The organism is Clostridium sp. DL1XJH146, from assembly GCF_054819755.1.
Map to the genome: position 1 here is coordinate 62,439 of NZ_JBTVVN010000012.1, position 25,341 is coordinate 87,779.

Genomic DNA, 25,341 nt, shown 5'->3' on the forward strand with positions numbered 1-25,341 from the left:
CCTTAAGTAGCTCTCAAATATTATTAACCAATAAAAATAATACACTTTGCCGGCTAACCTTTTGTAAAATATATTAACATACTTATATTTACAAATCAATACCTGTATGTAAATGATTTTTCATCAATATAATAGAGATTTTAAACATAAAAAAACCAACTTGCATAAGCTGGCTAAATATATTGAAGCAAATTAAAATTACTTAACTTAAATTTCTATCATAGAAAAGATATTTATTTCCATCAATATCCTTTGCTTTATACATAGCTATATCAGCATTTTTAAGTATACTAACTGAATCTACTCCATCTTCAGGATACATTGCTATTCCAACGCTCATAGTAATAAAAATATCTTTGCCACATATGTTTATAGGTGAAATCAATTTTTTAAATACTTTATCTAGAATTTCACCAATTTTCTTCCTATCTTTTGCTTCCGTTAAAATAATAGTAAATTCATCCCCAGCAAATCTACTTATAAAACCATATTCCCCAATATAATCTATCAATATTTTAGCAATTTTTTGTAAAACCAAATCTCCAGAATCATGTCCCATTGTATCATTGATATGTTTAAATTTGTCTATATCTAAAAACATCAAAGCAAACTCATTTTTATTTTCTTGTGAAATTCTAATTGTATTAATAAGCTTATCTTGGAACATAGTTCTATTAGAAAGACCAGTTAATATATCAAAGTATGCAAGACTCTTAATTTTTTCTTCTTCTTCCTTTAGTTTTTGAATTTGCAATTCATTTTTTAGTGCTGCGCTAATACTAACCTGCATATTTTCATAATTAATACCCTTTCTATTTCTTTGATTAAGTATTAAAAACCCTAATGGTTCTTTTCTAAAGGAAAGAGGAAATACTAAAAGTGAATACCTTTCATTATAAGCTTCTATACACTGAGGTAAAAGAGATTTAGCAATAAATTTTTTATCTTTTTCATCAATATTTACAATATTTTTATTTCTCATAATCATTACATTTACAGCCTCACTATTTTCAGTATCTCTATTGTCATATACCGAAATAAAACAATCTTTTATATCAAAAATTTTAACACAATATTCTGCAATAGCATTAATGTCAAATGATGCGTTAAGATTAGAAGTAAGTTCTTTGAAGCAACTAATATTATAATCTGCTTTATAGCTTTGGAATATAATAGCTTTATTTTGAATATCATCTTTTAGTATTAAAAGCTCCTCTAAAAATTCCAAAATTTTATATCCATCTTCATTAATTTTCTGCAATTGTATTAGCTTGTACTGAAGCACAGATATAATTTCTAACCAAGCTAATATTTCAGTTTTCCTCAATCTATTTATAAGTATGCCTCTTAACTCGTCAATAAAAGAAATATATTTCCCGTGAATGAGGGCGTAATAGAATTTAATCAATATATTATCAATTTCATTATAATTTGATATGCACCGATAATTCACAAGAATATCCGTACATTTTTTCTTTGTATCATTAAAAATATAACTACGAAACTTATTTTTATCTTCAAATAAGACTAAATTTATACAAATATCCTTTTGCTTACTTTTTACTACTTCGTGTATACACCCACATGAATTTCTTATTATTAAATCCGTTGGTATTTTTATTACAGTTGGTTGTTTTATTCCTGCTAATATATCTGCTAGAGTAAATACTGCAGCTCTTCCAAGTTCATAAGATGGCTCCCTTATTGTAGTCAGTGATGGTTCTGAAAAAATCCCTTCCTCTATTCCCATTGTTCCAATGACAGCAATATCTTGAGGTACTCTACATCCTCTTTCCTTTAAATTATCTATAATTCCTAACGCCTGATTATCATTTACTGCTATTATTACATCACACTTTTCATTACGTAAGTCAAAAAATTCCTCTACTGAATATTTTGCAGTTTCTCTTAATAAATCTCCATAAATAATTAAATTACTATCAATTGGAATACCATATTTTTTTAGCAGTTTTAAATATATGCTCATACGTTCTTCCGATGAAGCATGATTTTTAGGCCCCCTAAAAAGAGCAATACGTTTATATCCATGTTCATCAATAAGATGCTCAAATAACTGAGATAATACCTCCTCATAGTCTGGTACAATATTTACAACTCCCTCTATATAACCTCCAATATTAACTAATGGAACAGAAGAAAATTTTTCGATAAAAGCTAGAGTATCTTCTTTGTTAAGGTATCTTAAATGTGAACTAGCAGGTATAATAATACCATCCACTAAATTTGTATCAACCAATTGGAATATACTTTCCCTTGATTGTGACGTTAAATCTGGAGAATTAAGTGGACCACCCAAAAAACATATTAAATTGAAATCCTTTTCAATCACTGCGTCTGAAGCACCTTTTATTATACCTTCTTGATATGAAGATGATAAAGAACCACCTAATACCGCTATAGTTTTTTTCCCGTTTTTTAGAATATTTTTCCCCTTATTAAAGCCATCAACATGTTGCAACATATTACTTCCTCCACTATAGTTTTCATACCTTTTTAATTGTCCTCTCAACTATGCCAATCATCTGTATCTCTTAAATATTTATATGATCAGTAATAAATTTTGCATATGCCTCATCACTCATAAATTGTAGATTTGTCTTAACTTATTTTTTGTTCTATTTTTAGCATAACAGCACTATGTCTACTTTCTGTATAATTCCAACTATACTTCATTATAACATTTTATTTATACATATTCCCAATGGATTTTTGCTAGATGTAACCAAACGAACTAGTCAAAAGAAATAAAAACTTATTATTAACTAGTTTTATTTTATTTTTACTAAAATACAACAAAAAAGAAAATCTCAGAATTTGTTCTGAGAAAGCCTTTTTTATTATTAGATACTAAACTTAATTATTTACAAATTATAAATAACCTACAAAAAAATTTCATCAATACCTAAAGAAATTCTAGTACTAGTACCTTTTCTTTATCTCTTCACTCTCTTTTATTAGTTCTCCAGCAATATCACTCATCTTCATATTTTCCCAAAACGACATTTTTTCATGGTCTTTTAAATAATTCATAGGAATTGGATGCGTTCCAACTACAACAGGTATTTCATAATGTTTTTCAATAAACTCCTTAAATTGATGAATACTAGGACATGGTGGATACCCAACAATTAAGCCAGTAGCTAAGTGTATAACTTCTGCCCCATTCTTTATCATCTCTTCAGGAACATACTCGATATTTCCACCTGGACAACCCCCACAATTTGAATAACCAACAATTTTAACTTCTTCATCCTTAGGATAAATTGAAAATCCTCCAACACGTTCTTCTAAAGCTCTAAAACATTTACCTCCACCACAATTTTGATAACGTCCACAAATAATAATACCTATTTTCTTCATATATCTTGTCCCCTTTTAAAATTATTATTATAAAGTTTCTTACATAACTCCATTAATATAAAATTCATCTTCAGCCGCTTTAAGTATAACAGCCTTTACTTATTCTTTTTTACCTTCATTGAAATTTTGTCATTGTAAAATCACCCGCATTGTAAAAATGCCACTTTCTTGTGAAAAAGAATAAAACCCTTGATATTCTTTAACCATAGCTATGATACTTTTTACTCCAAATCCATGATTTTGCTCTCTAGTTATAGGAATATCCTCTTCAAACTCAATCTCACCTGAAAAGGTGTTACATATCTCAAGTACCAACTTTTTATTTTTAAACCTACAATCCACTCTTATGTTTCTGTCATTTTCATTTTCTACATTACTACAGGCATTAATTGCGTTCTCTATTCCATTAGCTAAAATTACACAAATATCAGTTGAGTTCATTGGAATAACCTTTGGCACAATAGTATTAATCTCAATGTTGATATTTTTGTTTTTACCTTGGCCAACATAGGCAGATAGAATTAAATTTATAGTAACGTTTTCACAATATTGGATAATCTGTGCCGCTTCTACATCTCTGTTAATTTTAGCAATATATGATATTGCTTCATCAGTATTGTTTTCTAGAATGCAAGTGTTTAAATAATTCATATGATGGTGAAGGTCATGCCTAAATATCGCAGTTTGTTTCTGGCATTCCTTATAATCTTCTATTTCAATTATAGTAGCCTCCATCTGCATTTTAAGTACAGTCTGTTCAATTTGTGACTCAAAGCTTTTTGCTAATTCATTAAAGTAAACAATCAAAAAAGTATAAACACAAAAATTTAAGCCTAGACCTAACAGTCCAATCACAAAAACATTTGAACTGTAAAGCACATCAGTATATACAGTTGAGGCATAAGTAATAAAATAAGACATAGCGGGGATTACAGTTAAAATCATAATTCGGCTACCTGAATATTTAACTATCTTTGTCACATAGGGACATAAAAACATATAAATAACAACTAGCAAAACTACAGACACTATAATCTTGGTTAAGATTGATACATATGGATCGTTGTTTAAAAACGAAGCTACCAAATCTCCTATCCATTTTCTAGGGGCCGTAAAAGCATATGCAGTAAAAAGAACAAATAATACTGAATCAAGTCGTCTTTTAAAATAAATACAAAAAAATACAACAAGTGGTAAATGAACAATAAAAGGATATGATTTTTCTATAAATTCCCAACCACAAGCATAATAAAGTGCAATCTGTACCAATGCAACTAGCGTTATATACCCTGATAAAATTAATACATTTTTCTTGTTCATTTTTATGTCAAGAAAAAAGGACATAATCAAAATACCGAAAATAAGTACGCTAAAATAATTTAATGCAATAAACATACTTATTCACCATCCTTCTGCTAAGTGTGTGCAATATACCTTGCCTTTAAGTCCATATAATTAGCCTTTGCTACTGGTACCGTAGTGTTAAAATAAAATTATCTATATAAATAAAAAAATAGTTTATCCTTGTGTAAATGTTTAAGCGCATCTACCCTATAAGAAGCTACATGTAATCTCTTAGCTAAATATTTTCTTTTCCCTATATTCATTTATTATAGCTGTGATATTTAAAAGTTCAGAAACATCATAGTCACAAATTTCAATTTTTATCACAAGTTCGTCCTTTTTTTCCAGCAATTAAATTATATCAGATAAACCCCCTTAAAAAAAGTCGTTCCATGTATAAAAAAAACGTTTCATGCATAAAAAAAGACGTTCCATGCATAAAACGGTTATTGTCCAAAGAATCTGTTATCATAAAAGCACTTTGTGTAATCGCAAAAGTATTACCTATATGGAGGGATAAATGTGAAAAAATTTACAGTTTTGATTTTGATTGTATCTATAATGTGTATTTTTATACTTACTGCATGTGGTGGAGAGACAGATACCAACAATACACAACAAGCAAATAACAACCAAGAAGAAACTACTACAGAAGAAGCTAACCAAGAAGCAGCATCTAATGATGACGATGATTCTGTACTAGAAAATCTGAGGAAAGTAAAAGAGCTCGAGGGTAAAAACCTTATCCTTGTAGATGTCTATAATGAAGTAGCTAATATGGCTATAGAGAACGGTTGGGATTCCGATGAATTAACAGTTAAAGAATTAAATGCATCTGATACTATTATTCAACTATTTAATAGCGTAATAACAGATCCCAAAAATGTAACTAGCGAAGAACTTGATGATTTACTACTTACAGCAGATGAAATCACCTCTGAATTAGACACTAATACAAGAGCAAAAGTTTCTGTTCCATACAATGATGGCCAGTAAAATTCTGTGAATTAATTTAGTTTTATATTTTTAAAATTATATATTAGTAAAATAATCTTTATAAGTCTGCCATTAGGCAGACTTATAATTAAGTTTTCTTTTTAATAAAGAAACTTCTGTATATCTTTTTTTTGCAAATCATCATCAATAGTTTATTTAATATATCTAACTTTCTATCTTTCTACTATAGTTTCAATATGAAACAATTTTCACTAGTAGCTTAATTCCTAATTCTTTAGCTTTTTCTCCACTCATTATTACCAAAGCTGCTGCTCCATCATTTATTCCTGAAGCATTACCTGCCGTAACTGTACCATCTTTTATTTGAGCATCTAATAATTATTCAAATTATATCTTTCAATTTTCTTGTATAGTCCTACCCTGCTAATTCGCAGCTGTGTTGCCGTCTTGTTTTTGTTTCCATTGTATTCTTTTAAGGTTTCTTTTATAATTTCTTACTCCATTGTTTGAATATCATCTTTTAAATTTTTGTTTCCATTTTTATAATATTTCTTTTTATTATTTCTTATTTTTCAGGCAAATGGTCTACTGTTATTACTAATTCTTTTTCTTGTAAATTCAAAGCCCTCTCAATTACATTCTCTATCTCTCTTTTATTTCCCTGCCAATTATAGTTCTCTAGCATATATTCTGCCTCTTTTGAAATACCTTCTATTTTCAACAACAACCCATTCGTTAACAGTATCCATCATTGTGTATAATATATCTAAATCTAATTTTTCTTTTTCATTATAGTTATTAGCCTCGGTTTTTTTATTTATTTCTTTAAACATTAAAGCTATTTCTTCAACATATGCATCAAATATACCACCAACTGTCATATATCTAGGTTTGTTATTATTATCACTTAAAGTCGTAATAAGACATGGCATATCTTTTTTAAAATTAATGAAGCACTGATATCACTACCTGAAGAACCAGAATCAAGAGAAATTATTGTTTTAGCTATCAATTTTAAAACAGCAGTCACATTTTGGTCTGCTCCAGAAATATAGTTTCATCTTCATCATTACTAATGTAAACTCCACCCACATAAAGAGCATAAGCCTAGTTGGCAGAGATGAGTTTTGATAAACAACCTGTAGGGTCCAACCTTCATTATTCCCGTTATTATCAAAAAGGTCGGTTGTACCAACAATATTTCCTTCACTATATATACCAGCCCTATTTGTTATATTATTTTAAACGAACTTCTAATGTATTAAAATCATCCGCATTAAATGCAAACGATTCAATATCGTAGTATTTATTGTTGCAAAAAACACGCATACTCATTTCCATAGCTTTTAACTCTGCAACATTTAGGTGTTTTTTCTGAAAGTATACAGATTCCTCATCTAATAAAAATCGGACTCTGCAAGCTGGAATTCCTTCCATACTCCTCTCACCTCCTGTATAAAATTTAATACTAATTTTACTGCTAAAACAATTATCAATTAATGACTTATAGATATAGCATTAACTGGGCAAACTTCGTGACAACAATAGCAACGAATACATTTTGATTCGTCAATAGCTACTTGTCCATTCTCTAGAGCAAGAGCATTTGCAGGACAAATATTGATGCACTTCTTACAATATATACATTTATTATCATCAAATTCTGGGGCTGGTCTATTAAGGTATTCAGATTCTTCATTGCCCTCTAGATTAGATGATGTATTTCTTCCTATTCGCTTGTAATCTTTTATTATTAAATCCTTGGCATTAAACAGTGGATATTCAACATCTTCAATACTTGATATCTCTGTTATACTATTTTCTAGTGCGCATTTTATAACTGGCATTTTTACAGGGTCATATCCCATCATAATTGCCTGTGCAATATCAACTGCTAAAGGGTCATTTCCCGCAATAATTTTACCTACTTCACGTGGAGTACCATTAGCAGGTCCTGCTCCTTCCATACCCATAACAGCATCCATAATTGTATATTCAACCTTAGCAATAGTTGAAATCCCACATATTAATTTTGCAAAAGAACCTCTTGATGGATGACGTAAATGTTGAGCACTCTTTTTCGTGCTAGGCATCAATCCAAACATATTTTTCATTGAACCAGTTGCATACATAAACTCATGTGTCTTAAACTTTGAAAGACTAATACTTAAGTCAACGTTATCAATGATACTTGCCACTGTAACATTATGATTTACAAAAGGTAATGTTTTAGTAATTGGGTTTTTAGTAAAATCAACCCATTCTACTTCTTCTTCTTCGCAAATTTCAATAAGTTTACTTGCCTTTGGCTTGAATTTTTTATTTTGTAATGCTGGCGAATCCCCCACATAAATTTTCTCAGCACCTTTTTCCTTAACCAATTCAATGACGGCTTTTAAAACAACTGGATGTGTTGTAATACACTTTTCTGGAGCTGCATCAGATAAAATATTAGGCTTTAGTAATACCTTTTTACCTGAAACATCCGGAAAATTAGAATTATCTACAGCAATTTTAATAGCTCTTTTTACTTCATCAAAATCATAAGTCTTACATTCCACAATACTTACTTTACTCATTTTATTAATCTCCTTTTTATTGTAAAAATCATCTTTATATTACTTATTCTATTTTTTATTTTCTTTATATTATTTTTGTGAGAATAATATTCCATATAGATACTATGTAATTTTATCTAATTCATTAATGCAATTAAAAGCTCGTCTACTTTAAATGCATCATTAGTTTCAAAAACTTGTGACAAAGTTTCTATATTTTCCTCTAAGTGCTCAATATCTTTAGAATACATATGCATTATATCTACTGCGTCATCATCAGTAAATTCACCATTTCCTATCCATCTTAATAGGAATAATTCTTTAATCATTAAATAACTAACTAGAGCTATCTTTACTTTTCCAACTGGATCATAATCAAAAACGGCCTTCATAAAATACCTAAATATAAAATAGACTAATAGATTTTCAAGCTTGTACATCTTATCTTCATAGTACTTGTCAAATTGTTTATGTTTAGATAAATAAAGTTCTTCGTTATCTTTTTGACAAAAATATTTTAATGCATAATCTAATCCTAATGGATCATTAGGATTTATATGTTTTAATTTCTTAAATACTTTGAAGAATTCATTTATACTACGGTATTTAACTCTTCCTTTATCTTTGCATAGAAGAAAATCATTAGTAACTTCAAGTAAATAATTTTTATCTAAATGTTTTTCTATAACCTTTTTTATTCCTTGTAAATTTTTTTTATCTATTTTTTCTTGAATTACGCTTGTAAATTTAAGAACTATAGCCGCTCTATTTTCTAAATTAAACTCACGATTTTGAAGAATATCGATTATAATTTTTCTACATTGGAAAAGATTCATAAAAAGCAATGCATCAATATCATTGTATGAAGTAATTTCCTCTCTATTTTCGCTCAACTCAAAGTCAGTTTTTTTGTTATCTCTTAATATTAATCGTGCAGCTTCTGGGCATGATAATGATAATCCTATCTCACGCAAACCTCCAAACTCCTCCGTATATCTTGGATACTGCTTACATGTATAACAAAGACTATCTTCTCCAATCTCACTATATATATCACACAATTTACTTTCATTTAAAAACGGACAATTATTACCCTTTAATACAAATATATTTTCTCCATCTTTGTACTCTATCTCACTTTTTAATCTTTTTCCAAAATCTGATTCTATCTTTTGATAATGTTTATGCATTTCATCATCTATTACAACTTCCCAGCCTGCACAGCAGGTATCTTCACATTCTGAAGCTATGCATTTAAAGTCTTTATAATAATTTGGTACTCGTATTTTCATCTTTTGCCTCGCATTGTGTATATTATTTTTCTATTTTATGAAATGCTATTCTTTCATCACCATTTTCAATGTATATAATTCCACAATATTCATATCCATTTTTTTTAAGTAAATTCTGCATAGGTAAATTATCTTTATGTGTATCTATTCTTATATTCCTAATCTGCTGAAAGCACCAATTAAGACAAAATGAAGCTACACCTTTTTTACCATTACCAGAGGCTATTCTATGAATCGCTCCATAGTCCTCATAATTTAACCATTTTCCCTGATAGATTTCCTTATAATCAGGGTCATCTCCAATTTTGAACATAAATGTTCCTACAATATCATTGTCCTCTACGCACACAAAACTATTATTGTTTGCTATATCATTTTCAAGCAACGATTTTGAAGGATAATTTTTATCCCATTGAGTTGGATTACCATTTTGTACCATAAATCCCCTTGCTTTTTGATATAAATCTAAAATCTCTTCTATATCACTTTTTAAAGTTCTTCTAATTTGCATATAATGCATCTCCTTTCTTCTGTATAAATCTTGTATGTTTTTAATCTCTTCTTATTAATTGAAAAGTTAAATAGTATGACTTAAACAAATTATAAATATTATTTTACTCTACATGCAAATTATATTCAATCATACATTCCTATTTCTTCAAGTTCCTTCTGCGTGAACTCATTTCTAAAAGCTGTAGCTGTAGGTTTAATCGATGCTTTTAGTTCATTATTTCATAGAAAATTATCTAAGATTATTATAAAAGTTAGAATAGTACTAAAGTCAAGATTTTTTTAACATTAAAAGCCATTAAAGTAGACCTAAGTCCGATTTAATGGCTTTTCACTAGTTTTATATTAACCTTTTGCTTGTTTAAGTTGTTTTGCTTGTTTAAGTTGTTTTGCTTGTTTAAGTTGTTTTGCTTATTTAGGTTGTTTCCCAATATAAGCCAAAATACCACCATCAACATATAATATATGTCCATTTACGAAATCAGATGCAGAAGATGCTAAAAACACTGCTGGTCCTGCTAAATCTTCTGGTTCTCCCCAACGAGCTGCAGGAGTTTTGGAAATAATAAATTGATCAAAAGGATGTCTACTTCCATCTTGTTGAATTTCTCTTATTGGCGCTGTTTGAGGTGTTGCAATATATCCTGGTCCAATACCATTACATTGGATATTGTACTCACCATACTCAGATGCTATATTTTTAGTAAGCATTTTAAGTCCGCCTTTTGCAGCAGCATATGCCGAAACTGTTTCTCGTCCAAGTTCACTCATCATAGAGCAAATATTAATTATCTTTCCACTGCCCTTTTTAATCATAGCTGGAATAACTGCTTTTGCCATTATGAAAGGTGCAGTTAGATCTATATCAATAACTTGCTTAAAATCTTCAGTTGACATTTCATGCATAGGAATTCTTTTAATGATACCTGCATTATTTATAAGAATATCAATCATTCCTAAAGTATTCTCTATATCAGATACCATTTCTTTTACTGCTTCTTCATCTGTTACATCACAAATATATCCTTTTGCATTGATATCTTTTTCCTCATACATTTTAAGAGCTTTTTCCATATTTTCTTTACCACGACAGTTAAATACAATTTTTGCTCCTGCTTTTGCTAAAGCTTCTGCCATTGCAAATCCTATTCCATATGCTCCCCCTGTAACTAATGCTACTTTTCCTTCTAATGAGAAAATATTTTTTGTCATTTTTTAATACTCCTTTTTTTGTTTTAATTCATAAACTATATAACATTCTAAGTAACATCTATTATCTAAAGTTTCTATTAAATTGGAATATAATTCTTACGTATTGTAATAATTACCTTCTAGATAATACTACTCATTTGCAAATTTTGCAACCTTTACGCTTTTTTCAAAAAAATACGACTATTAAAATTAATAGCCGTAACCACCTAAAACCGATACTACATTTTGAATCCATCACATTGTCATATATATAAATTGCTACAACATAAATTTACATATTGTTTATTTTTAATATCCTAATTCCATATCAACAAATATAACGTGTATTCTTCCTCTTATAAATTGCTTTCTTATCAAAGTATAAGCAGAACAAATTCTTTCTGGACTTGTGCAATCCATACAATGCCCTACTTTTGCACATGGAGTTTTTTTATTCAATCTTATTGCATTAGCAGGTGCTGCTATTTCTCTATTTCTTTTTATTGCCTCATCTACATCTTTCACAATTTTATTAACTCCTGCAATAACTATAACTTTATCTGGACCATATATCATTGCAGCTATCCTATTGCCAATACCATCTACATTATATAGTTCCCCATCTTCAGTAATGGCATTTGAACTAGCAAAATAAGCATCTGCAGCGAAGCTTTTTCTATAAATATCAGTAATATCTTCTTTAGATAACCCCTCTGCATATCTATCTAAAAAATTATAATTTTCAGCTCTTAAGAAATCAATTATGCCTGTTTCAAATAAAGTCATAGACCCACCAACTGAAACTGTATCTCCGTCGTTTGTTAACTCTTTTATTTTTTCAAATAATTCTTTATCATCCTTAACAAAATATCCATCCATATTATTTTTATTAAGGCTTTCAATGGTTCTTGCAACTCTTTTTTCTAAAACAAATCTAGCATTTTTATCCACAACAATCACTCCTATATTATATTTTTTATAACATTAGTACATAAGACTATTATCTATTCACTTTTAAGAAATACATTCTCTAATACATACATAAATTGGTCAAGTGGCTGGCTATCTCTACTGGATTTCATTCTTACCAAAGCACCTTGCCAACTATTCAGAATAGTATCTGCTAGTATTATAGCTTCTATTCTTGACTTAAAAGCAGAGATATCTTGTGCCTCAAGTATGCATTTTAATATTTTATTTGAAGTTTCTCTATGAAATTTATCAGTTTCTTCTGAAACCTCTAAATTTACATCACCTAGTTCTTGAGATAAATTTCCTAAAAAACATCCTAATCTATAATTTTCATTTTCCATATTTTTGATTTTTGCTTTAAAGAAATTTTTAATTCTATCTAGTGCTGGTACTTTATCATCACTTAAAAGCGCAAAATTTTCATGACCTAGATTATTTATATAATAATTTAATGCTTCCATAGCATATTCTTCTTTAGTTTTAAAATAATAGTAAAAAGATCCCTTTGGTATACCTGCCGCATCTGCCAATTCCTTTACCCCTGTTGCATTGTAGCCTTTTAAGTACATAACTCGAATTGAATCTTTAATTATATTTTCTTTATTAATAGTTCTTTTGTCCATATTATGAACCATTCCTTTCAAAATCCATAGTCAACCAGTCGAATTCATTCTATCATAAGACAAAGTTATTTGTCAAATCTTACAAAATACATTTCTTTATAACTTAATCTTTCACTATCAATTTTTTATATTGAAGCATCATTTAAGTAAATAAAGAAAGTTGTTTTCATTAATTTTGTTCGTTTTGTAATCAAAAATATATGTTACAATACCTATATGTTATTTATTTAACATTTAAAATTATAAACTTAGGAGGAATTTTATTATGAAAAAGATTTTAGTTTTAGTAGCATCAGTTGTTTTAACTGTATCAATGTTAGCAGGATGTGGTTCAAATAATAATGCAAACGAGGCCGCAGAAACAAATAACGAGACAAATACAGAGGAAACAGCAGATGAAACAGAAGAAGTTGTAGATGTAGTAACAACTGCATCAATAGTAGACAATGATACTGCATTAGAAGCAGCACTTAGTGCAGAGGGTACTTGGATTATAGCTACAATACAAGATGTAACTACTGAAAAAGAATTAGTTATAGACGGTGTATTCTATAACAAAGACGATGAAACTCAAGATTTATATCGTAAATTAGCTCTTTATGCTCAAGATGCTGACCATAACGTAACTGAAAGATACACTTTAACAGCTCCAAAATTAACTATCAAAAGTGAAAACACTAAAATACAAGGTGGAACTTTTGTAGGAGATGTATATGTAGAAGCAAACGGATTTACAGTTCAAGATGCTACAATTGAAGGAAATGTTTACTTTGCAAGCGAAGAAAACAAAGAATCATTCGTTTTACCTACTGAAGAAGGTAAAGTTGGAACAGTAACTGGGTCTATTGAAGTACAATAGTAAAAAAATATTAAATATTTATAATTAGCATAGGGACATGCCTATGCTAATTTTTTATATTTTTTTATTTAAAAATCATCACTGCTTCTTTTACGCAATAAAGTAGATAAGCCTACAAAATTAATGTCCCTTATATCTGATATAGCCAAACCATAATTGGCATTGTTACAATACATACAATAGTTGTAACTACATTAATAACACTTGCATAGTCTGCATTTTTTTCGTAGATTTGAGCCATTTGCGTAACGGTAGATGCGCTAGGTGTTATTGTTGCAAGCAAACTAATAAGCAAAATCGTCTTACCATCAGGTACTATATTTATCATTCCGCTATATTTTAATATGACTAGAATTATAATAGGAGTTACTACCATTTTCAGGAAAGTGATTAGATAAATTCTCTTATATGCAAAAATCTGTTTGAAACTCATATTTCCAATGAGCATTCCAACTACAATCATACTACTAGGACCAATCATTCCACCCACTGATTCCATAGTTTCAGTGAGCATACCCGGTAGTTGAATTCTTGTAGTAAATAATAAACTACCTATAAAAACAGCTATAATATTGATATTCAAAATAATTTTTTTAAAATTAATTTTCCGCTCTTTACAAAGTACCATCCTACCATGACTCCAGATAAGAAATATCTGTACAGCTATGAATGCACTAGAGTAGATAACCCATTCCTTTCCAAGCACTGAAGTTACAATTGGGATAATAAGATTTCCTGAATTTGAATATATAATAGAAGTTACTTCAACCTCATCTAATTGAAATATCCTTTTTAGCACACTTACTAAAATTATCAGTACCACATGAATCAATACTGCAGCAAGTAGCGCAAGAAGCAAACCATCCCGTATACTTTCAGTATATTCCACTTGAAAAGCATTGATAATCACACAAGGTATCATTAGATAAATTATAACCATAGAAAGACTCTTACTTTCTTCCGCTTTCATTAAACGCACTCTCACTAATATAAATCCCATTAACATAATCAAAAAAAGTTTTCCAATCTGCCTCATTAATAATAAACTAATCACTACGTTTCCCCCACTATTCAAATTAAAAACTATTTTTTCATATGTAATCATTAACACTATATTTAATTATATAGTAAAATCCATACAAATCATTATAGCATTATTTATAAGTTATTTAAAAACTAGTACAATATAAACTTAATTGCCTATGAGGTTAATATTTTTTTCCTAAGTCTAGAAGGAGTACAACCGTAAGCTTCTTTAAACATTCGATTAAATACCTTATAATTAGTAAAACCATGACGTTCTTGGATTTGAATGATACTATCATCGGTATTTAGAATATCGTTATGAATATAAATTAATCTAACTTGGTTCACATATTCAACAAAGGTAAATCCCATATGTTTTTTAAAGGAGCGACAAAAATATTCTGGGTTGAGTGCAACTAATGAAGCAACCTTTGAAAGTGGTATTGTGTCCATATAATTTTGGTTCACATATTCAATAATAATTTCTAGTCGCTTACGATACTTAATTGTAGTAGGTTTTACAATTGCATTTTTAGGAAGTGTAAAATTAGTATAAAGTGCATGTAGAAAAAGATGTAGATTACTATTAAATAAAAATTGATATCCAGCTTTCTTTTCCTCAAAAATATTATTCATAGTCAATAAATAATTAATCATTTCCTTAAAAGGGAGATGATCTTTAAATTTATTATAAGGATAATATTCTTTAAATTGCAAAGAACTAAAATCAGGAAGTGATTGATTTAATAAGTCATAAGGTATTTGAAGTAGTATTGTTTCTACATTACCAATGCATTTTGTAAAGTGAATAAATCCTGAATTAACAATGAATAAATCATTTTGATTAAGTTCATATTCTTTATCATTTCTACCGATATGCATTGTACCCTTATAAATATATAGTACCTCTAGATGTCTATGCCAATGACTGGTTACCAAATGGTTAAAGGATTGATAGAAGCTATAATGAACAGGTAGTTTACTATTGGTAGTTATGATTTCATGTGTTGGATTCATATTTTAAGCCTTTCTTACTAAATTAGTTTGTCAGTTAAATTTAGTTTGAAAATATCATAAATAAATAAAAAAGTCAATATAGACTGATATTTAAGTCAGTAATAACATTGTATTTAATTAAACTAAGCACTACTATAAGAGTAGTATTAATTCACTAAACTTAGCGCTACTATAACAGTAGCATTAATTCACAAGGAGGATATTATGATGAATAAATGGCAAAGAGTTAATTACCAACCAGGTGTACCTTTAGGAGAAAATGGACAGCGAGTAACTGCATCAAAAGCCCATAGGGATTTATCAAAAACTGCAGCAAAAGAAGGTATTGTTCTTCTTAAAAACACTGAAAATGTCCTTCCATTAAGTAAGGGAACTAAAGTTGCCTTGTTCGGCAAAGCTAATTTTGATTATGTTAAAGGTGGTGGTGGTAGTGGAGACGTAACTACACCATACACAATTAATTTATGTGATGGTATGAAATCATTAAAAAGTCATGTCAGTGTATTTGAAGAACTTACTGAATTTTATAGAAAAAATGTTCTTCAGCAATATGCTAATGGCAGAGTGCCTGGAATGACAGCTGAGCCTTCAGTGCCAGAAGATTTATTACTTAAAGCTAAAGCTTATACAGATACTGCAATTATTACCATTTGTAGATTTTCAGGAGAAGATTGGGATAGAATAAGCACTTTTGATAAAAATAAAAATTTCAAAAGTTATGAAAAAGCGCTTATAGAAAAATCACAGGAATTATTTGAACGTGGTGACTTTTATCTTAGTGATGCTGAAATGAATATGGTCAAAGTTGTTAAGGAGAATTTTTCAAAAGTCATTGTTGTAATGAACGTCGGTGGAATGGTTGATACTGATTGGTTTGCTCATGACTCTAAAATTCAGTCTGTTCTTATGTCCTGGCAAGGTGGTATGGAAGGTGGCCTTGCAGCTGCAGAGCTTCTATGTGGAATAGATAATCCTTCTGGTAAACTCGTTGACACTTTTGCTAAACAATTAGAAGATTACCCTTCAACATATAATTTTCATGAATCAGAAGATTACGTTGATTATACGGACGATATTTACGTAGGATACAGATATTTTGAAACAATCTCTAAGGCTAAAGAAAAGGTAAATTACCCATTTGGTTTTGGCTTATCCTATACAAATTTTTTATGGTCTGTTGCTTCAGTTAATGAATCAAAGAATGTAATAACAATTAATGTAAATGTAACAAATACAGGTAATATGGCCGGTAAGGAAGTTATTCAATTGTACGTTTCAGCACCTCAAGGACTTCTAGGAAAACCCCACAAAAGCCTTGTTGCCTTTAAAAAAACTAGATTGCTAAAGGTAGGAGAAACACAATTATTAACACTTCAATTTGAAATTAGTACCTTGGCGTCTTATGACGACCTTGGTAAAGTAAAAAAATCCGCCTATGTTCTTGAAGCCGGAGATTATTTACTGTTTATAGGTAATTCTGTAAGAAACGTTGAACAAGTTGAATTAATATATACAGTAATGGAAAATAGAGTGGTTGCTCAGTTAAGTCAAAAACTAGCTTCTTCTTCACTTAAGGAAAGATTACTTGCTGACGGCAGTTTTGAGGAACTTCCAATCACTGAGGCTAATGATCCTAATGCTAATATTTTCGACAATTTAACAGAAGATCAGCTTGAATGTATTGCTCCTGAAACTCGTAAAAGAAATCAGTATGCCTTATGGCATAGATCATCAAAAGTAGATACATTGTTAGATGTAGCAGAAGGTAAAATAACATTAGATGAATTTATGGCTCAACTATCAGATGAAGAAATTGCTCACCTATTAGGAGGTCAGCCTAATAGTGGCGTCGCTAATACTTTTGGCTTTGGTAATCTTCCTGAATATGGTATACCCAATGTAATGACTGCTGATGGTCCTGCAGGACTTCGTATACAACCTGAATGTGGTGTTAATACAACCGCTTGGCCTTGTAGTACCCTATTAGCATGCACTTGGAATGAAGATATTGTCTATAAAGTAGGCGAAGCTGGAGCTAAAGAAGTTAAAGAAAACAATATAGCTATTTGGTTAACGCCAGCTGTTAATATACATAGGAGTCCTCTTTGTGGACGTAACTTTGAATATTATTCAGAAGATCCTTACTTAACTGGAAAGTTAGCAGCTGCAATGGTTAATGGAATTCAATCACAACATATAGCAGCAACAGTAAAACATTTTGCTCTAAACAATAAAGAGATAAACAGAAAGAACAGTGATTCAAGAGTATCAGAACGTGCAGCTAGAGAGATTTATTTAAAAGCTTTCCAAATAATCGTAAAAGAAGCTGACCCATGGTGCATTATGTCTTCCTACAATATTATTAATGGACATAGAGCTTCTGAGAATAGAGAACTTCTAGAAGATATTTTAAGAGAAGAATGGGGCTTTAAAGGAATGGTCACTACAGACTGGTGGACTTATGGCGAACATTATAAAGAAACTAAAGCTGGTAATGATGTTAAAATGGCCACTGGTTATCCTAAACGTCTTTTAGAAGCTAAAAATAAAGGTGTTATTTCAAGAGAAGATATGTATGTTTGTGCTAAACGTGTACTTCAGTTAATTTTAAAAATTGATTAAATATTAGGAAAGATATCAGAAAAATCTCGCAACAGTTTACTTACAATGACCTCAGAATATAATAACATTTTAATAAAACTTATAAGTTATGCTTATTATATCTGAGGTCCTTAATAATTAAAATGATTATAGATTAATGTTTCTTTAAAAAGTATATTAATCTATAATGTATAGTATTTATTTACCTAAATTCTGAGTTCTATAAAGTTCAGCATATACACCATTTTGTTCCATTAACCATTTGTGATTTCCGTCTTCAACAATATCACCATTTTCAAACACAAGTATTCTATCCGCATTTCTAACAGTAGATAATCTATGGGCGATAACAAAGGTTGTCCTTCCAACTATTAAGCTATCAAAAGTTTTTTGTATTTTTGCTTCAGTAACACTATCTAAAGCAGAAGTTGCTTCATCTAAAATTAGGAATGGTGGATTTTTTAGAAATATACGAGCTATAGAAATACGCTGTTTTTGTCCACCTGAAAGCATTGCACCATGTTCCCCAACAAAAGTATTAAATCCATCAGACATTGCAAGAATATCATCATAAATCTCAGCCTGTTTCGCTGCTATTACAACTTCTTTATGAGTAGCATCTGGTCTGCCATACCTAATGTTTTCAATAATACTACCAGCAAAAATAAATACTTCTTGTTCCACAACTCCAATATTTTTATGTAAAGATTCTTGTGTAACATTACGTATATCTATATGATCAAGCAAAATTTCCCCTTCATCAACATCATAGAATCGAGGAATTAATTTACAAAGTGTCGATTTACCTCCACCCGATTGACCTACAACTGCAATTGTTTCGCCTGGATCAACGTGAATAGAAATATTGTGTAATACTTGAATCCCTTTTTTGTAAGAAAAACTAATATTATTAATATCTAACTCACCTTTTATTCTACCTATCTCTTTAGCATTTGGATCATCTTTCATTTCAGTTTCTGTACGCATCATATCGACAAAACGTGCTAGTCCGGCGCCACCCTTTGCAAATAATTCAGCAAAATTTGACAATTTTCTAATTGGAGTTATGAAAGTAGCTATATATAAACTAAATGTAATTAAATCAATTTGATTCATTTGCCCTTTCATAATTAATATGCCACCTACTAATATAACTGTTGCTGGCAAAATACAAAGGAAAAATTCCATTGTAGCATTAAAACGTCCCATAGCCTTATAAAAACTTGTTTTTGATGTCTTGAAAGCATCATTTGATTCACTAAACTTATCAAATTCTGAATTCTCATTTGCAAATGCCTTTGCTGTTTTCATCCCTGAAAGTCCTGATTCAATATTTACATTTATAGACGCAGTTTTTTCTTTCACTTCCAAAGAAGCTTTTGACATTTCGGAACGTCTATACCATACAACTAATAAAAATATAGGCAAGATTAAAGAAATAACTAAAGTTAATTTCCATTGAATACTAAATAATATACTTAGTGACCCTATTATCGTCAAAGTAGATATAAAAATATCTTCAGGCCCGTGGTGAGCAAGCTCAGTTATATCAAATAAATCTGCTGTTAACCTGCTCATTAACTGCCCTGTACGGTTTTTATCAAAATATCCATAAGACAATTCTTGCATATGTTTAAATAAATCTCTTCTTATATCTGCTTCTACTAAAACGCCAAAAGAATGTCCATAATAGGTTATTATATAGTAAAAAACTGCCCTTAAGGTATACGCTATTAACAGAATAACCATAATAGTTATAAAAGCTCCATAAGCATTGACAGGAAGTAGCTTATATAGGGAATACCTAGTTATTGCTGGAAATGACAAGTCAATACCTGCAATTAAAAATGCACATGTCATATCTAATATAAATAAATTTTTATGCGGCTTAAAATATGAAAAAAATATTGAAGCAAGCGATTTTTTTTGAAATTCCTTTGTATCCATTCCTATTATTCTCCTCTCTTTATATAACCCTTAACTGTATTTTAGTATAACATATTTATTTGAAGGATTAAATTATTTAATTATTCAACTGTTTCTGTAAATTCTGAGGATTTTAAATCATTTTTACAATCAACTATTGGCTCTGGTAGTGGCTCTGGCGTATTTTTAAACTTCAGTCTAGAAGCTGAAAATGATATGGCATAAATAATAAAAAAAACTCTCTGTAATTTCGCTAATAAAAGATAATAAAAGGATAATAACATTTTACTCCAATTGCTAAATTCACTGTATGTATGTGTAGGACCTACAAACCCAAATCCTGGACCAATATTTCCTAGAGTAGCTGCAACAGCACTAGAAGATGATACCAAATCTAACCCTTCTAAGGAAATTAATATAGTTCCAAATACAAAAATAAGAACATATAACCCTAAAAAGATCGATATACTAGAAACTACATCTGAAGGCAATACTCTATTATTGACCTTTATTGATATTACTGCTCTTGGGTGAAAAACTTTATAGGTTTCTCTTTTTATTAGCTTTAATAAAACTAATATTCTAATGTTTTTGATTGAACCGCCTGTAGAACCAGCACAGCCTCCTACAAACATTAGCAAGAAAAGAATTTCTTTTGAAAAGGTTGGCCATTTATCAAAATCAGAAGTACCATATCCTGTTGTTGTAATAATAGAACTTACTTGGAAGAAAGAATGTTCAAAAGAATCCCATAAGTTACTAAATATATTGCTATTAGTATTTATAGTTATTAAGACTACACTTGCAGAAATTATTCCAAGATATAATCTTAATTCTTCATTCCTAAATACATCCCGCCATCTTCCTTTAAATCCTTGATAGTAAAGTGAAAAATTAACGCCAAAACAAAATACCCTTTGGAATTACTTCAATATCGTTTATTATTGTAGCTCCTGTAGTTGTAAATCCAGAAACCATTTCAAAAAATGCATCAATCATAGAAGGAACACTTCCGGAAAAAACAAAAGGCAGGGCGCCAAAGAAAGAAACAACAACCCATCCAAAAGAAACAATGCAAAGAGCCTCCTTTGATTTTATAGTGCTCTCTTTAGTTGGAATTATATAGGATATCATCCCTATAATAAAAGTTATTAGTATAGAAATCATAAAAGCATTAAAATCACTTTCTCCAAGAATCCTACTAATGATTAAGCATGGGATCATGCCAAAGGCTTCAAAAACTAATAATATCCCTAATACTTTTCTTACGATGCTGTAATTCATTCAAGAGTCCTCCTTCGCTTTTACCTAGGAATGACTCTAAGTCTTTAGTCTTACATGTTAAACAGAATATAACCAATCTGTCCTTTGGAAAAATTACTGTTGTTCCATTTGGAATTATTACGGTACCTGTTCGGATAACAGCTCCTACAATTACTCCCTTAGGAAATCCAAGTTTTTCAATAGATACACCTTCATAACTACTATTATCAGGAACAAGTACTTCTGTTACTTCAGCTTGTTCACCTAGTAATAATGATACTGATAAAGCTTTACCACCTCGTATATATTTTAAAACATCACTTACTGAAATATTCACAGGATTTAATGCTACATCGACACCAAGTTTTTTAATAATATGAGTATAATTAGGTCTACTTAGCTTAGCTATAACCTTCTTTACACCTGATTGCTTGGCCATTAATGACATCAATAAATTTTCTTCATCATATCCTGTGACACCAAAGCTTGCATTAACTTTTATTCGGTGTAAAAATGCATGCTCATTAATTAATTTTCTTAATCTTTCAGCAACAATTTCTGCCTCTTCACAGATCGTATTAGTCAGCAATATAATGAATTCTTCACCACCCCAACGGGAAAAAAAGATTCTCCACATTAGCAAAGAACCTCAAATTTCTTTCAATTATATTTTGGAAAATTGTGCGCTTACATCTACCATTTGATAACTTTTCTTAGTCTTGGCCTATTATACCTTTGTGCAAGTATACAAGGTATATTTACAAGCAATGCGTATCCTAACATGCAGCAAATAACGTAAGAAGGACTCCAGAACCCAAATATCCAAAAGGGTAAAATTTGTAGCCAATGGATTATTTCAGCTCGTCCCGTTTCTACTACAAAAGCTTTTAAGTATTCCTGATCATGACTTGTAATATGTTTTTTTCTAAAACCATTTTTATTAACCTTAGCTCCATCTGGTAATAAATGCTTCCATTTGTGTATCTTAAAAAACTTTTTATAAAACAAGCCACCTTTTTCCCACTTTCTAGTTTTCAACCAAAGGGAATCCGGATTAAAATATTTATCATCCATACTATTGCCTAATATAGTAATCGCCTGCTGCATTATTGGCCACAAAATAAAATATGATAAGATTATTAACCATTTCGGCAAATAAAAAATTTGCATATAAGTCTAGGTAATCTATAAAATAACAGAATTCCAAAAATAAATCCTAAAATTATAGTATAATAATTAAATTTCATCTATATTAATTCCTCACAATCATCTTTATCTTCTATTTTTTATTTCTTTTATAGCTTTAATTAATTACGAAAAAAAGGACTATTTGTCATATTTTTGACTATAAATAAAATAATGCATATATTATAACATATTAATATGTTATAATATATGCAAAATGTAGGAGTTCAAAAATATGAAAAAGAATATAATAATAGCTGGAGGAGGTATTTCAGGCCTTACTGCAGCAGCTTATTTATCAAAAGAAAATAATAATGTTACTTGAAAGATCAAGTAGCGTCGGTGGTTTAGTAGGTAACTTTATCCGTGATGGGTTTGTTTTTGACAGAGGAATTAGGGCAATTGAGAACTCTGGCACTGTATTCCCTATGCTTAGACAACTTGGAATAGATATTGAATTTGTAAAAAATAATGTTTCATTAGGAATAAAAGATAGTATCGTCTCCTTAACTAATGAAAATAATTTTGATAATTATGAAAACCTATTAAAAAAATACTATAAACAAAATTCTGAAGATATTGATATTATTTTTGATGAAATTAAAAAAATATCCAAATATATGGATGTATTGTATGGAATTGACAACCCTTTATTTTAAAATCCCAAAACTGATTATAAATATTTTATAAATACTGTTTTGCCATGGATGTTCAAATATGCATTGACTATAAACAAAGTTGAAAAACTAAAAACACCTATTAACGATTATTTAAAAAAGATAACGGAAAACAAATCATTAATAGATATTATAACTCAACATTTTTTTAAGGATACCCCAACTTTCTTTGCCCTTAGTTATTTTAGATTATACACAGACTATTATTACCCTGTTGGTGGTACTGGTGCTCTAATTAATGCATTAAGTAAATATATTACTGAAAACTCTGGAAAAATAAAAGTTAATAGTGAAATAAATGAATAGATTTGAATAAAAAAACAGTAAATATAAAAGTTCTAAAGATTTAATTTCAAAATCTAATGGTAACGGTTCTATTTTTTCTCTTTATATTTCAACTAACTTATCTACTAATTATTATGAAGGGATTTGCACTGAACATACTTTTTATACTCCTGATACTAGTGGTTTATCATCTATGAATTTTTCAGAAGAAAAATTGATTATGCATAACCAAAATTCAACTGCTAAAAATAGAAACGAAGAACTATTTAAGTGGTTACAAGAATTTGCTAGTAAAACTACATATGAAATATCAATACCAGTTTTAAGAGATAAAAACTTAGCACCTAGTGGAAAATCAGGTATAATTGTAAGCACAGTATTTGATTATAACCTAACTAAGTATATAAAAGAAAATAATCTATATAATGAGTTCAAAGAATTCTTTTCAAAAGCAGTTATAGATAGTTTGAATTCATCAATTTTTAAAGGATTTGAAGAATCAATTATTGACTATATTGCATCAACGCCTATGACAATAGAAGCAATTTCAAACAACACTCAAGGTTCGATAACAGGCTGGGCTTTTTCTCAAAAATCACCTGTTGAGGACAAACTTTGGAAAATTGCCAATTCTGTTAATACTCCCTTTGAAAATATTTACCAATCGGGACACTGGGCCTTTTCACCATCTGGATTGCCTACTTCAATTATATTAGGGAAAATTGCTGCTGAAAAAATTAATAAAACTTAGTGATATAAATAGCTATTCCATGCAATTGAATACTTTATAATTAGTAAAACAATACTAGATTCTAAATGTTAATAACCATAGGAAAGGAAGTCATAATATGAAAATAGCGTTTTCAACACTGGGATGCCCAACTTGGAGCTGGAATAAAATTATTAATGAAGCAGAAAAAAATGGATATCACGGTCTTGAAATAAGAGGAATCGAAGACGAAATTTATTTGCCAAAAGCGTTCCCATTTTTAAAAGAAAATCAAGAAAAAACAATGGAGGGATTAGCTCAAAAAAATTTAATTATTACAGATTTAGGAACTGCATCTAGTTTCCATAATCCCGAAAAGTATAGTTCTTCAGTCAAAGAAGGTAAAGATTATATCGACCTCGCCAATGAATTAAAAGTACCCTATATAAGAATATTTGGAGATAAAATACCAGACCTTAGTAAAAAAGAAGAAACTATTGACGCAATTGCTAATGGTATTAATGAGTTATGTAAGTACGCTAGTCATAAAGGAGTAGTATGCCTTTTAGAAACCCATGGAGATATTGTAAGTATAGAAAATATTGAGCCTATAATTAATAAAATAAAGCACAAAAATTTCGGTATAATATGGGATGTTGGTCATACATTTAAAATCTATGGAGACGATATTTCTAAATTTTTAGATAAAATGTGGAAATATATAAAGCATGTGCATATTAAAGATTTAAAAAGAGTAAATAATCAATTAGAACTTTGCATGATTGGAGATGGAGTTATCCCTGTCCCAGAATTAATTAAAGAACTAAAAAAAAGAGGATATAAAGGTTACATTTCATTAGAATGGGAAAAAAGATGGCATAATTCATTAGAAGAACCAGAGGTTGTAATCCCATTTTATGCAGAGTACTTAAGAAAATATATCTAGTAACAAAAGGAGGAAAAGA

27 protein-coding genes and 2 pseudogenes are annotated in these 25,341 nt (G+C 29.7%); 8 read left to right on the plus strand and 21 right to left on the minus strand.

Annotation, left to right across the window (positions count from 1 at the left end; all coding sequences use genetic code 11):
- Positions 1–202 precede the first annotated feature (202 nt).
- The 3 genes from ACVHXK_RS08015 to ACVHXK_RS08025 all read right to left on the minus strand — a co-directional run bounded on the left by ACVHXK_RS08015 (position 203) and on the right by ACVHXK_RS08025 (position 4,776).
- On the minus strand, positions 203–2,482 hold the full coding sequence (locus tag ACVHXK_RS08015; RefSeq protein ID WP_461205860.1) for a LacI family DNA-binding transcriptional regulator: 2,280 nt from the start codon (positions 2,480–2,482) through the stop codon (positions 203–205).
- A 458-nt stretch (positions 2,483–2,940) separates the two neighbouring features.
- Positions 2,941–3,381 (minus strand): CGGC domain-containing protein, encoded by a 441-nt coding sequence (locus ACVHXK_RS08020; protein WP_461205861.1) that lies wholly within the window; start codon positions 3,379–3,381, stop codon positions 2,941–2,943.
- 129 nt (positions 3,382–3,510) lie between these two features.
- Entirely contained in the window at positions 3,511–4,776 is a 1,266-nt protein-coding gene (locus ACVHXK_RS08025) for a sensor histidine kinase (RefSeq protein ID WP_461205862.1), read from the minus strand.
- A gap of 471 nt (positions 4,777–5,247) precedes the next feature.
- On the opposite strand from ACVHXK_RS08025, the gene ACVHXK_RS08030 reads away from it, so the two are divergent.
- Positions 5,248–5,721: a hypothetical protein gene (locus ACVHXK_RS08030; protein ID WP_461205863.1), complete on the plus strand. Its 474-nt coding sequence runs from the start codon at positions 5,248–5,250 to the stop codon at positions 5,719–5,721.
- 195 nt (positions 5,722–5,916) lie between these two features.
- Here the strand turns inward: ACVHXK_RS08030 and ACVHXK_RS08035 are convergent.
- The 11 genes and pseudogenes from ACVHXK_RS08035 to ACVHXK_RS08085 all read right to left on the minus strand — a co-directional run.
- Positions 5,917–6,045 (minus strand): annotated as a pseudogene (locus tag ACVHXK_RS08035) (thiolase family protein); the annotation flags it as partial.
- 8 nt (positions 6,046–6,053) lie between these two features.
- Positions 6,054–6,173, minus strand: coding sequence for a helix-turn-helix domain-containing protein (locus ACVHXK_RS08040; RefSeq protein ID WP_461205893.1), 120 nt, complete (start codon positions 6,171–6,173; stop codon positions 6,054–6,056).
- 74 nt (positions 6,174–6,247) lie between these two features.
- Positions 6,248–6,367, minus strand: a complete 120-nt coding sequence (locus ACVHXK_RS08045; protein ID WP_461205864.1) for an AAA-type ATPase lid domain-containing protein — start codon at positions 6,365–6,367, stop codon at positions 6,248–6,250.
- Between the two features lie 154 nt (positions 6,368–6,521).
- Positions 6,522–6,620, minus strand: a pseudogene (locus ACVHXK_RS08050) (electron transfer flavoprotein subunit beta); the annotation flags it as partial.
- A 298-nt stretch (positions 6,621–6,918) separates the two neighbouring features.
- Complete coding sequence (locus ACVHXK_RS08055; RefSeq protein ID WP_461205865.1) at positions 6,919–7,119, minus strand: hypothetical protein; 201 nt, start codon at positions 7,117–7,119, stop codon at positions 6,919–6,921.
- A gap of 59 nt (positions 7,120–7,178) precedes the next feature.
- Complete coding sequence (locus tag ACVHXK_RS08060) at positions 7,179–8,261, minus strand: DUF362 domain-containing protein (RefSeq protein WP_461205866.1); 1,083 nt, start codon at positions 8,259–8,261, stop codon at positions 7,179–7,181.
- A 116-nt stretch (positions 8,262–8,377) separates the two neighbouring features.
- The gene (fliB, locus tag ACVHXK_RS08065; RefSeq protein WP_461205867.1) at positions 8,378–9,532 is read right to left on the minus strand and encodes a flagellin lysine-N-methylase; all 1,155 of its coding nucleotides are present in this window, start codon (positions 9,530–9,532) and stop codon (positions 8,378–8,380) included.
- Between the two features lie 22 nt (positions 9,533–9,554).
- Positions 9,555–10,043, minus strand: a complete 489-nt coding sequence (locus ACVHXK_RS08070) for a GNAT family N-acetyltransferase (RefSeq protein WP_461205868.1) — start codon at positions 10,041–10,043, stop codon at positions 9,555–9,557.
- Between the two features lie 410 nt (positions 10,044–10,453).
- Positions 10,454–11,254, minus strand: coding sequence for a gluconate 5-dehydrogenase (locus ACVHXK_RS08075; RefSeq protein WP_461205869.1), 801 nt, complete (start codon positions 11,252–11,254; stop codon positions 10,454–10,456).
- 288 nt (positions 11,255–11,542) lie between these two features.
- On the minus strand, positions 11,543–12,184 hold the full coding sequence (locus tag ACVHXK_RS08080) for a lactate utilization protein (RefSeq protein WP_461205870.1): 642 nt from the start codon (positions 12,182–12,184) through the stop codon (positions 11,543–11,545).
- Positions 12,185–12,237: 53 nt separating this feature from the next.
- Positions 12,238–12,828 (minus strand): TetR/AcrR family transcriptional regulator, encoded by a 591-nt coding sequence (locus ACVHXK_RS08085; RefSeq protein ID WP_461205871.1) that lies wholly within the window; start codon positions 12,826–12,828, stop codon positions 12,238–12,240.
- Between the two features lie 265 nt (positions 12,829–13,093).
- Here ACVHXK_RS08085 and ACVHXK_RS08090 point away from each other — a divergent pair, with 265 nt between their 5' ends.
- Entirely contained in the window at positions 13,094–13,687 is a 594-nt protein-coding gene (locus tag ACVHXK_RS08090; RefSeq protein ID WP_461205872.1) for a hypothetical protein, read from the plus strand.
- Positions 13,688–13,817: 130 nt separating this feature from the next.
- Here the strand turns inward: ACVHXK_RS08090 and ACVHXK_RS08095 are convergent, their stop codons facing one another.
- Together ACVHXK_RS08095 and ACVHXK_RS08100 are read right to left on the minus strand one after the other, a co-directional pair.
- Entirely contained in the window at positions 13,818–14,741 is a 924-nt protein-coding gene (locus ACVHXK_RS08095) for an AEC family transporter (RefSeq protein WP_461205873.1), read from the minus strand.
- 146 nt (positions 14,742–14,887) lie between these two features.
- Complete coding sequence (locus ACVHXK_RS08100) at positions 14,888–15,730, minus strand: helix-turn-helix domain-containing protein (RefSeq protein ID WP_461205874.1); 843 nt, start codon at positions 15,728–15,730, stop codon at positions 14,888–14,890.
- A gap of 204 nt (positions 15,731–15,934) precedes the next feature.
- Here ACVHXK_RS08100 and ACVHXK_RS08105 point away from each other — a divergent pair, with 204 nt between their 5' ends.
- Positions 15,935–18,352: a glycoside hydrolase family 3 protein gene (locus tag ACVHXK_RS08105; protein WP_461205875.1), complete on the plus strand. Its 2,418-nt coding sequence runs from the start codon at positions 15,935–15,937 to the stop codon at positions 18,350–18,352.
- A gap of 177 nt (positions 18,353–18,529) precedes the next feature.
- Here the strand turns inward: ACVHXK_RS08105 and ACVHXK_RS08110 are convergent, their stop codons facing one another.
- The 5 genes from ACVHXK_RS08110 to ACVHXK_RS08130 form a co-directional block, all read right to left on the minus strand.
- Positions 18,530–20,278 (minus strand): ABC transporter ATP-binding protein, encoded by a 1,749-nt coding sequence (locus ACVHXK_RS08110; RefSeq protein ID WP_461205876.1) that lies wholly within the window; start codon positions 20,276–20,278, stop codon positions 18,530–18,532.
- Between the two features lie 80 nt (positions 20,279–20,358).
- Positions 20,359–21,072: a potassium transporter TrkG gene (locus ACVHXK_RS08115; protein ID WP_461205894.1), complete on the minus strand. Its 714-nt coding sequence runs from the start codon at positions 21,070–21,072 to the stop codon at positions 20,359–20,361.
- Between the two features lie 79 nt (positions 21,073–21,151).
- On the minus strand, positions 21,152–21,541 hold the full coding sequence (locus ACVHXK_RS08120; RefSeq protein WP_461205877.1) for a potassium transporter TrkG: 390 nt from the start codon (positions 21,539–21,541) through the stop codon (positions 21,152–21,154).
- Positions 21,492–22,157 (minus strand): TrkA C-terminal domain-containing protein, encoded by a 666-nt coding sequence (locus ACVHXK_RS08125; protein WP_461205878.1) that lies wholly within the window; start codon positions 22,155–22,157, stop codon positions 21,492–21,494. The genes ACVHXK_RS08120 and ACVHXK_RS08125 overlap by 50 nt, the downstream gene beginning before the upstream one ends.
- A 56-nt stretch (positions 22,158–22,213) precedes the next feature.
- Positions 22,214–22,627, minus strand: coding sequence for a glycosyl-4,4'-diaponeurosporenoate acyltransferase CrtO family protein (locus ACVHXK_RS08130; protein WP_461205879.1), 414 nt, complete (start codon positions 22,625–22,627; stop codon positions 22,214–22,216).
- Between the two features lie 313 nt (positions 22,628–22,940).
- Between ACVHXK_RS08130 and ACVHXK_RS08135 the strand changes: the two genes are divergently transcribed.
- The 5 genes from ACVHXK_RS08135 to ACVHXK_RS08155 all read left to right on the plus strand — a co-directional run bounded on the left by ACVHXK_RS08135 (position 22,941) and on the right by ACVHXK_RS08155 (position 25,322).
- Complete coding sequence (locus ACVHXK_RS08135; protein WP_461205880.1) at positions 22,941–23,030, plus strand: NAD(P)-binding protein; 90 nt, start codon at positions 22,941–22,943, stop codon at positions 23,028–23,030.
- Positions 23,020–23,364, plus strand: a complete 345-nt coding sequence (locus ACVHXK_RS08140; protein ID WP_461205881.1) for a hypothetical protein — start codon at positions 23,020–23,022, stop codon at positions 23,362–23,364. The genes ACVHXK_RS08135 and ACVHXK_RS08140 overlap by 11 nt, the downstream gene beginning before the upstream one ends.
- A 63-nt stretch (positions 23,365–23,427) precedes the next feature.
- A complete protein-coding gene (locus ACVHXK_RS08145) occupies positions 23,428–23,688 on the plus strand; it encodes a hypothetical protein (protein ID WP_461205882.1) in 261 nt (86 codons plus the stop codon).
- 172 nt (positions 23,689–23,860) lie between these two features.
- Positions 23,861–24,418: a hypothetical protein gene (locus ACVHXK_RS08150; RefSeq protein ID WP_461205883.1), complete on the plus strand. Its 558-nt coding sequence runs from the start codon at positions 23,861–23,863 to the stop codon at positions 24,416–24,418.
- Positions 24,419–24,515: 97 nt separating this feature from the next.
- A complete protein-coding gene (locus ACVHXK_RS08155) occupies positions 24,516–25,322 on the plus strand; it encodes a sugar phosphate isomerase/epimerase family protein (protein ID WP_461205884.1) in 807 nt (268 codons plus the stop codon).
- Positions 25,323–25,341: the final 19 nt, after the last annotated feature.

Coding starts and splice junctions, on each gene's coding strand:
- ACVHXK_RS08025 (WP_461205862.1), bottom strand. CDS start 4,776: ATGTTTATTGCATTAAATTATTTTAGCGTACTTATTTTCGGTATTTTG.
- ACVHXK_RS08130 (WP_461205879.1), bottom strand. CDS start 22,627: ATGCAGCAGGCGATTACTATATTAGGCAATAGTATGGATGATAAATAT.
- ACVHXK_RS08060 (WP_461205866.1), bottom strand. CDS start 8,261: ATGAGTAAAGTAAGTATTGTGGAATGTAAGACTTATGATTTTGATGAA.
- ACVHXK_RS08055 (WP_461205865.1), bottom strand. CDS start 7,119: ATGGAAGGAATTCCAGCTTGCAGAGTCCGATTTTTATTAGATGAGGAA.
- ACVHXK_RS08075 (WP_461205869.1), bottom strand. CDS start 11,254: ATGACAAAAAATATTTTCTCATTAGAAGGAAAAGTAGCATTAGTTACA.
- ACVHXK_RS08070 (WP_461205868.1), bottom strand. CDS start 10,043: ATGCAAATTAGAAGAACTTTAAAAAGTGATATAGAAGAGATTTTAGAT.
- fliB (WP_461205867.1), bottom strand. CDS start 9,532: ATGAAAATACGAGTACCAAATTATTATAAAGACTTTAAATGCATAGCT.
- ACVHXK_RS08085 (WP_461205871.1), bottom strand. CDS start 12,828: ATGGACAAAAGAACTATTAATAAAGAAAATATAATTAAAGATTCAATT.
- ACVHXK_RS08135 (WP_461205880.1), top strand. CDS start 22,941: ATGAAAAAGAATATAATAATAGCTGGAGGAGGTATTTCAGGCCTTACT.
- ACVHXK_RS08100 (WP_461205874.1), bottom strand. CDS start 15,730: ATGAATCCAACACATGAAATCATAACTACCAATAGTAAACTACCTGTT.
- ACVHXK_RS08020 (WP_461205861.1), bottom strand. CDS start 3,381: ATGAAGAAAATAGGTATTATTATTTGTGGACGTTATCAAAATTGTGGT.
- ACVHXK_RS08015 (WP_461205860.1), bottom strand. CDS start 2,482: ATGTTGCAACATGTTGATGGCTTTAATAAGGGGAAAAATATTCTAAAA.
- ACVHXK_RS08045 (WP_461205864.1), bottom strand. CDS start 6,367: ATGCTAGAGAACTATAATTGGCAGGGAAATAAAAGAGAGATAGAGAAT.
- ACVHXK_RS08090 (WP_461205872.1), top strand. CDS start 13,094: ATGAAAAAGATTTTAGTTTTAGTAGCATCAGTTGTTTTAACTGTATCA.
- ACVHXK_RS08110 (WP_461205876.1), bottom strand. CDS start 20,278: ATGGATACAAAGGAATTTCAAAAAAAATCGCTTGCTTCAATATTTTTT.
- ACVHXK_RS08125 (WP_461205878.1), bottom strand. CDS start 22,157: ATGTGGAGAATCTTTTTTTCCCGTTGGGGTGGTGAAGAATTCATTATA.
- ACVHXK_RS08150 (WP_461205883.1), top strand. CDS start 23,861: ATGAATTTTTCAGAAGAAAAATTGATTATGCATAACCAAAATTCAACT.
- ACVHXK_RS08105 (WP_461205875.1), top strand. CDS start 15,935: ATGATGAATAAATGGCAAAGAGTTAATTACCAACCAGGTGTACCTTTA.
- ACVHXK_RS08120 (WP_461205877.1), bottom strand. CDS start 21,541: ATGAATTACAGCATCGTAAGAAAAGTATTAGGGATATTATTAGTTTTT.
- ACVHXK_RS08155 (WP_461205884.1), top strand. CDS start 24,516: ATGAAAATAGCGTTTTCAACACTGGGATGCCCAACTTGGAGCTGGAAT.
- ACVHXK_RS08140 (WP_461205881.1), top strand. CDS start 23,020: ATGTTACTTGAAAGATCAAGTAGCGTCGGTGGTTTAGTAGGTAACTTT.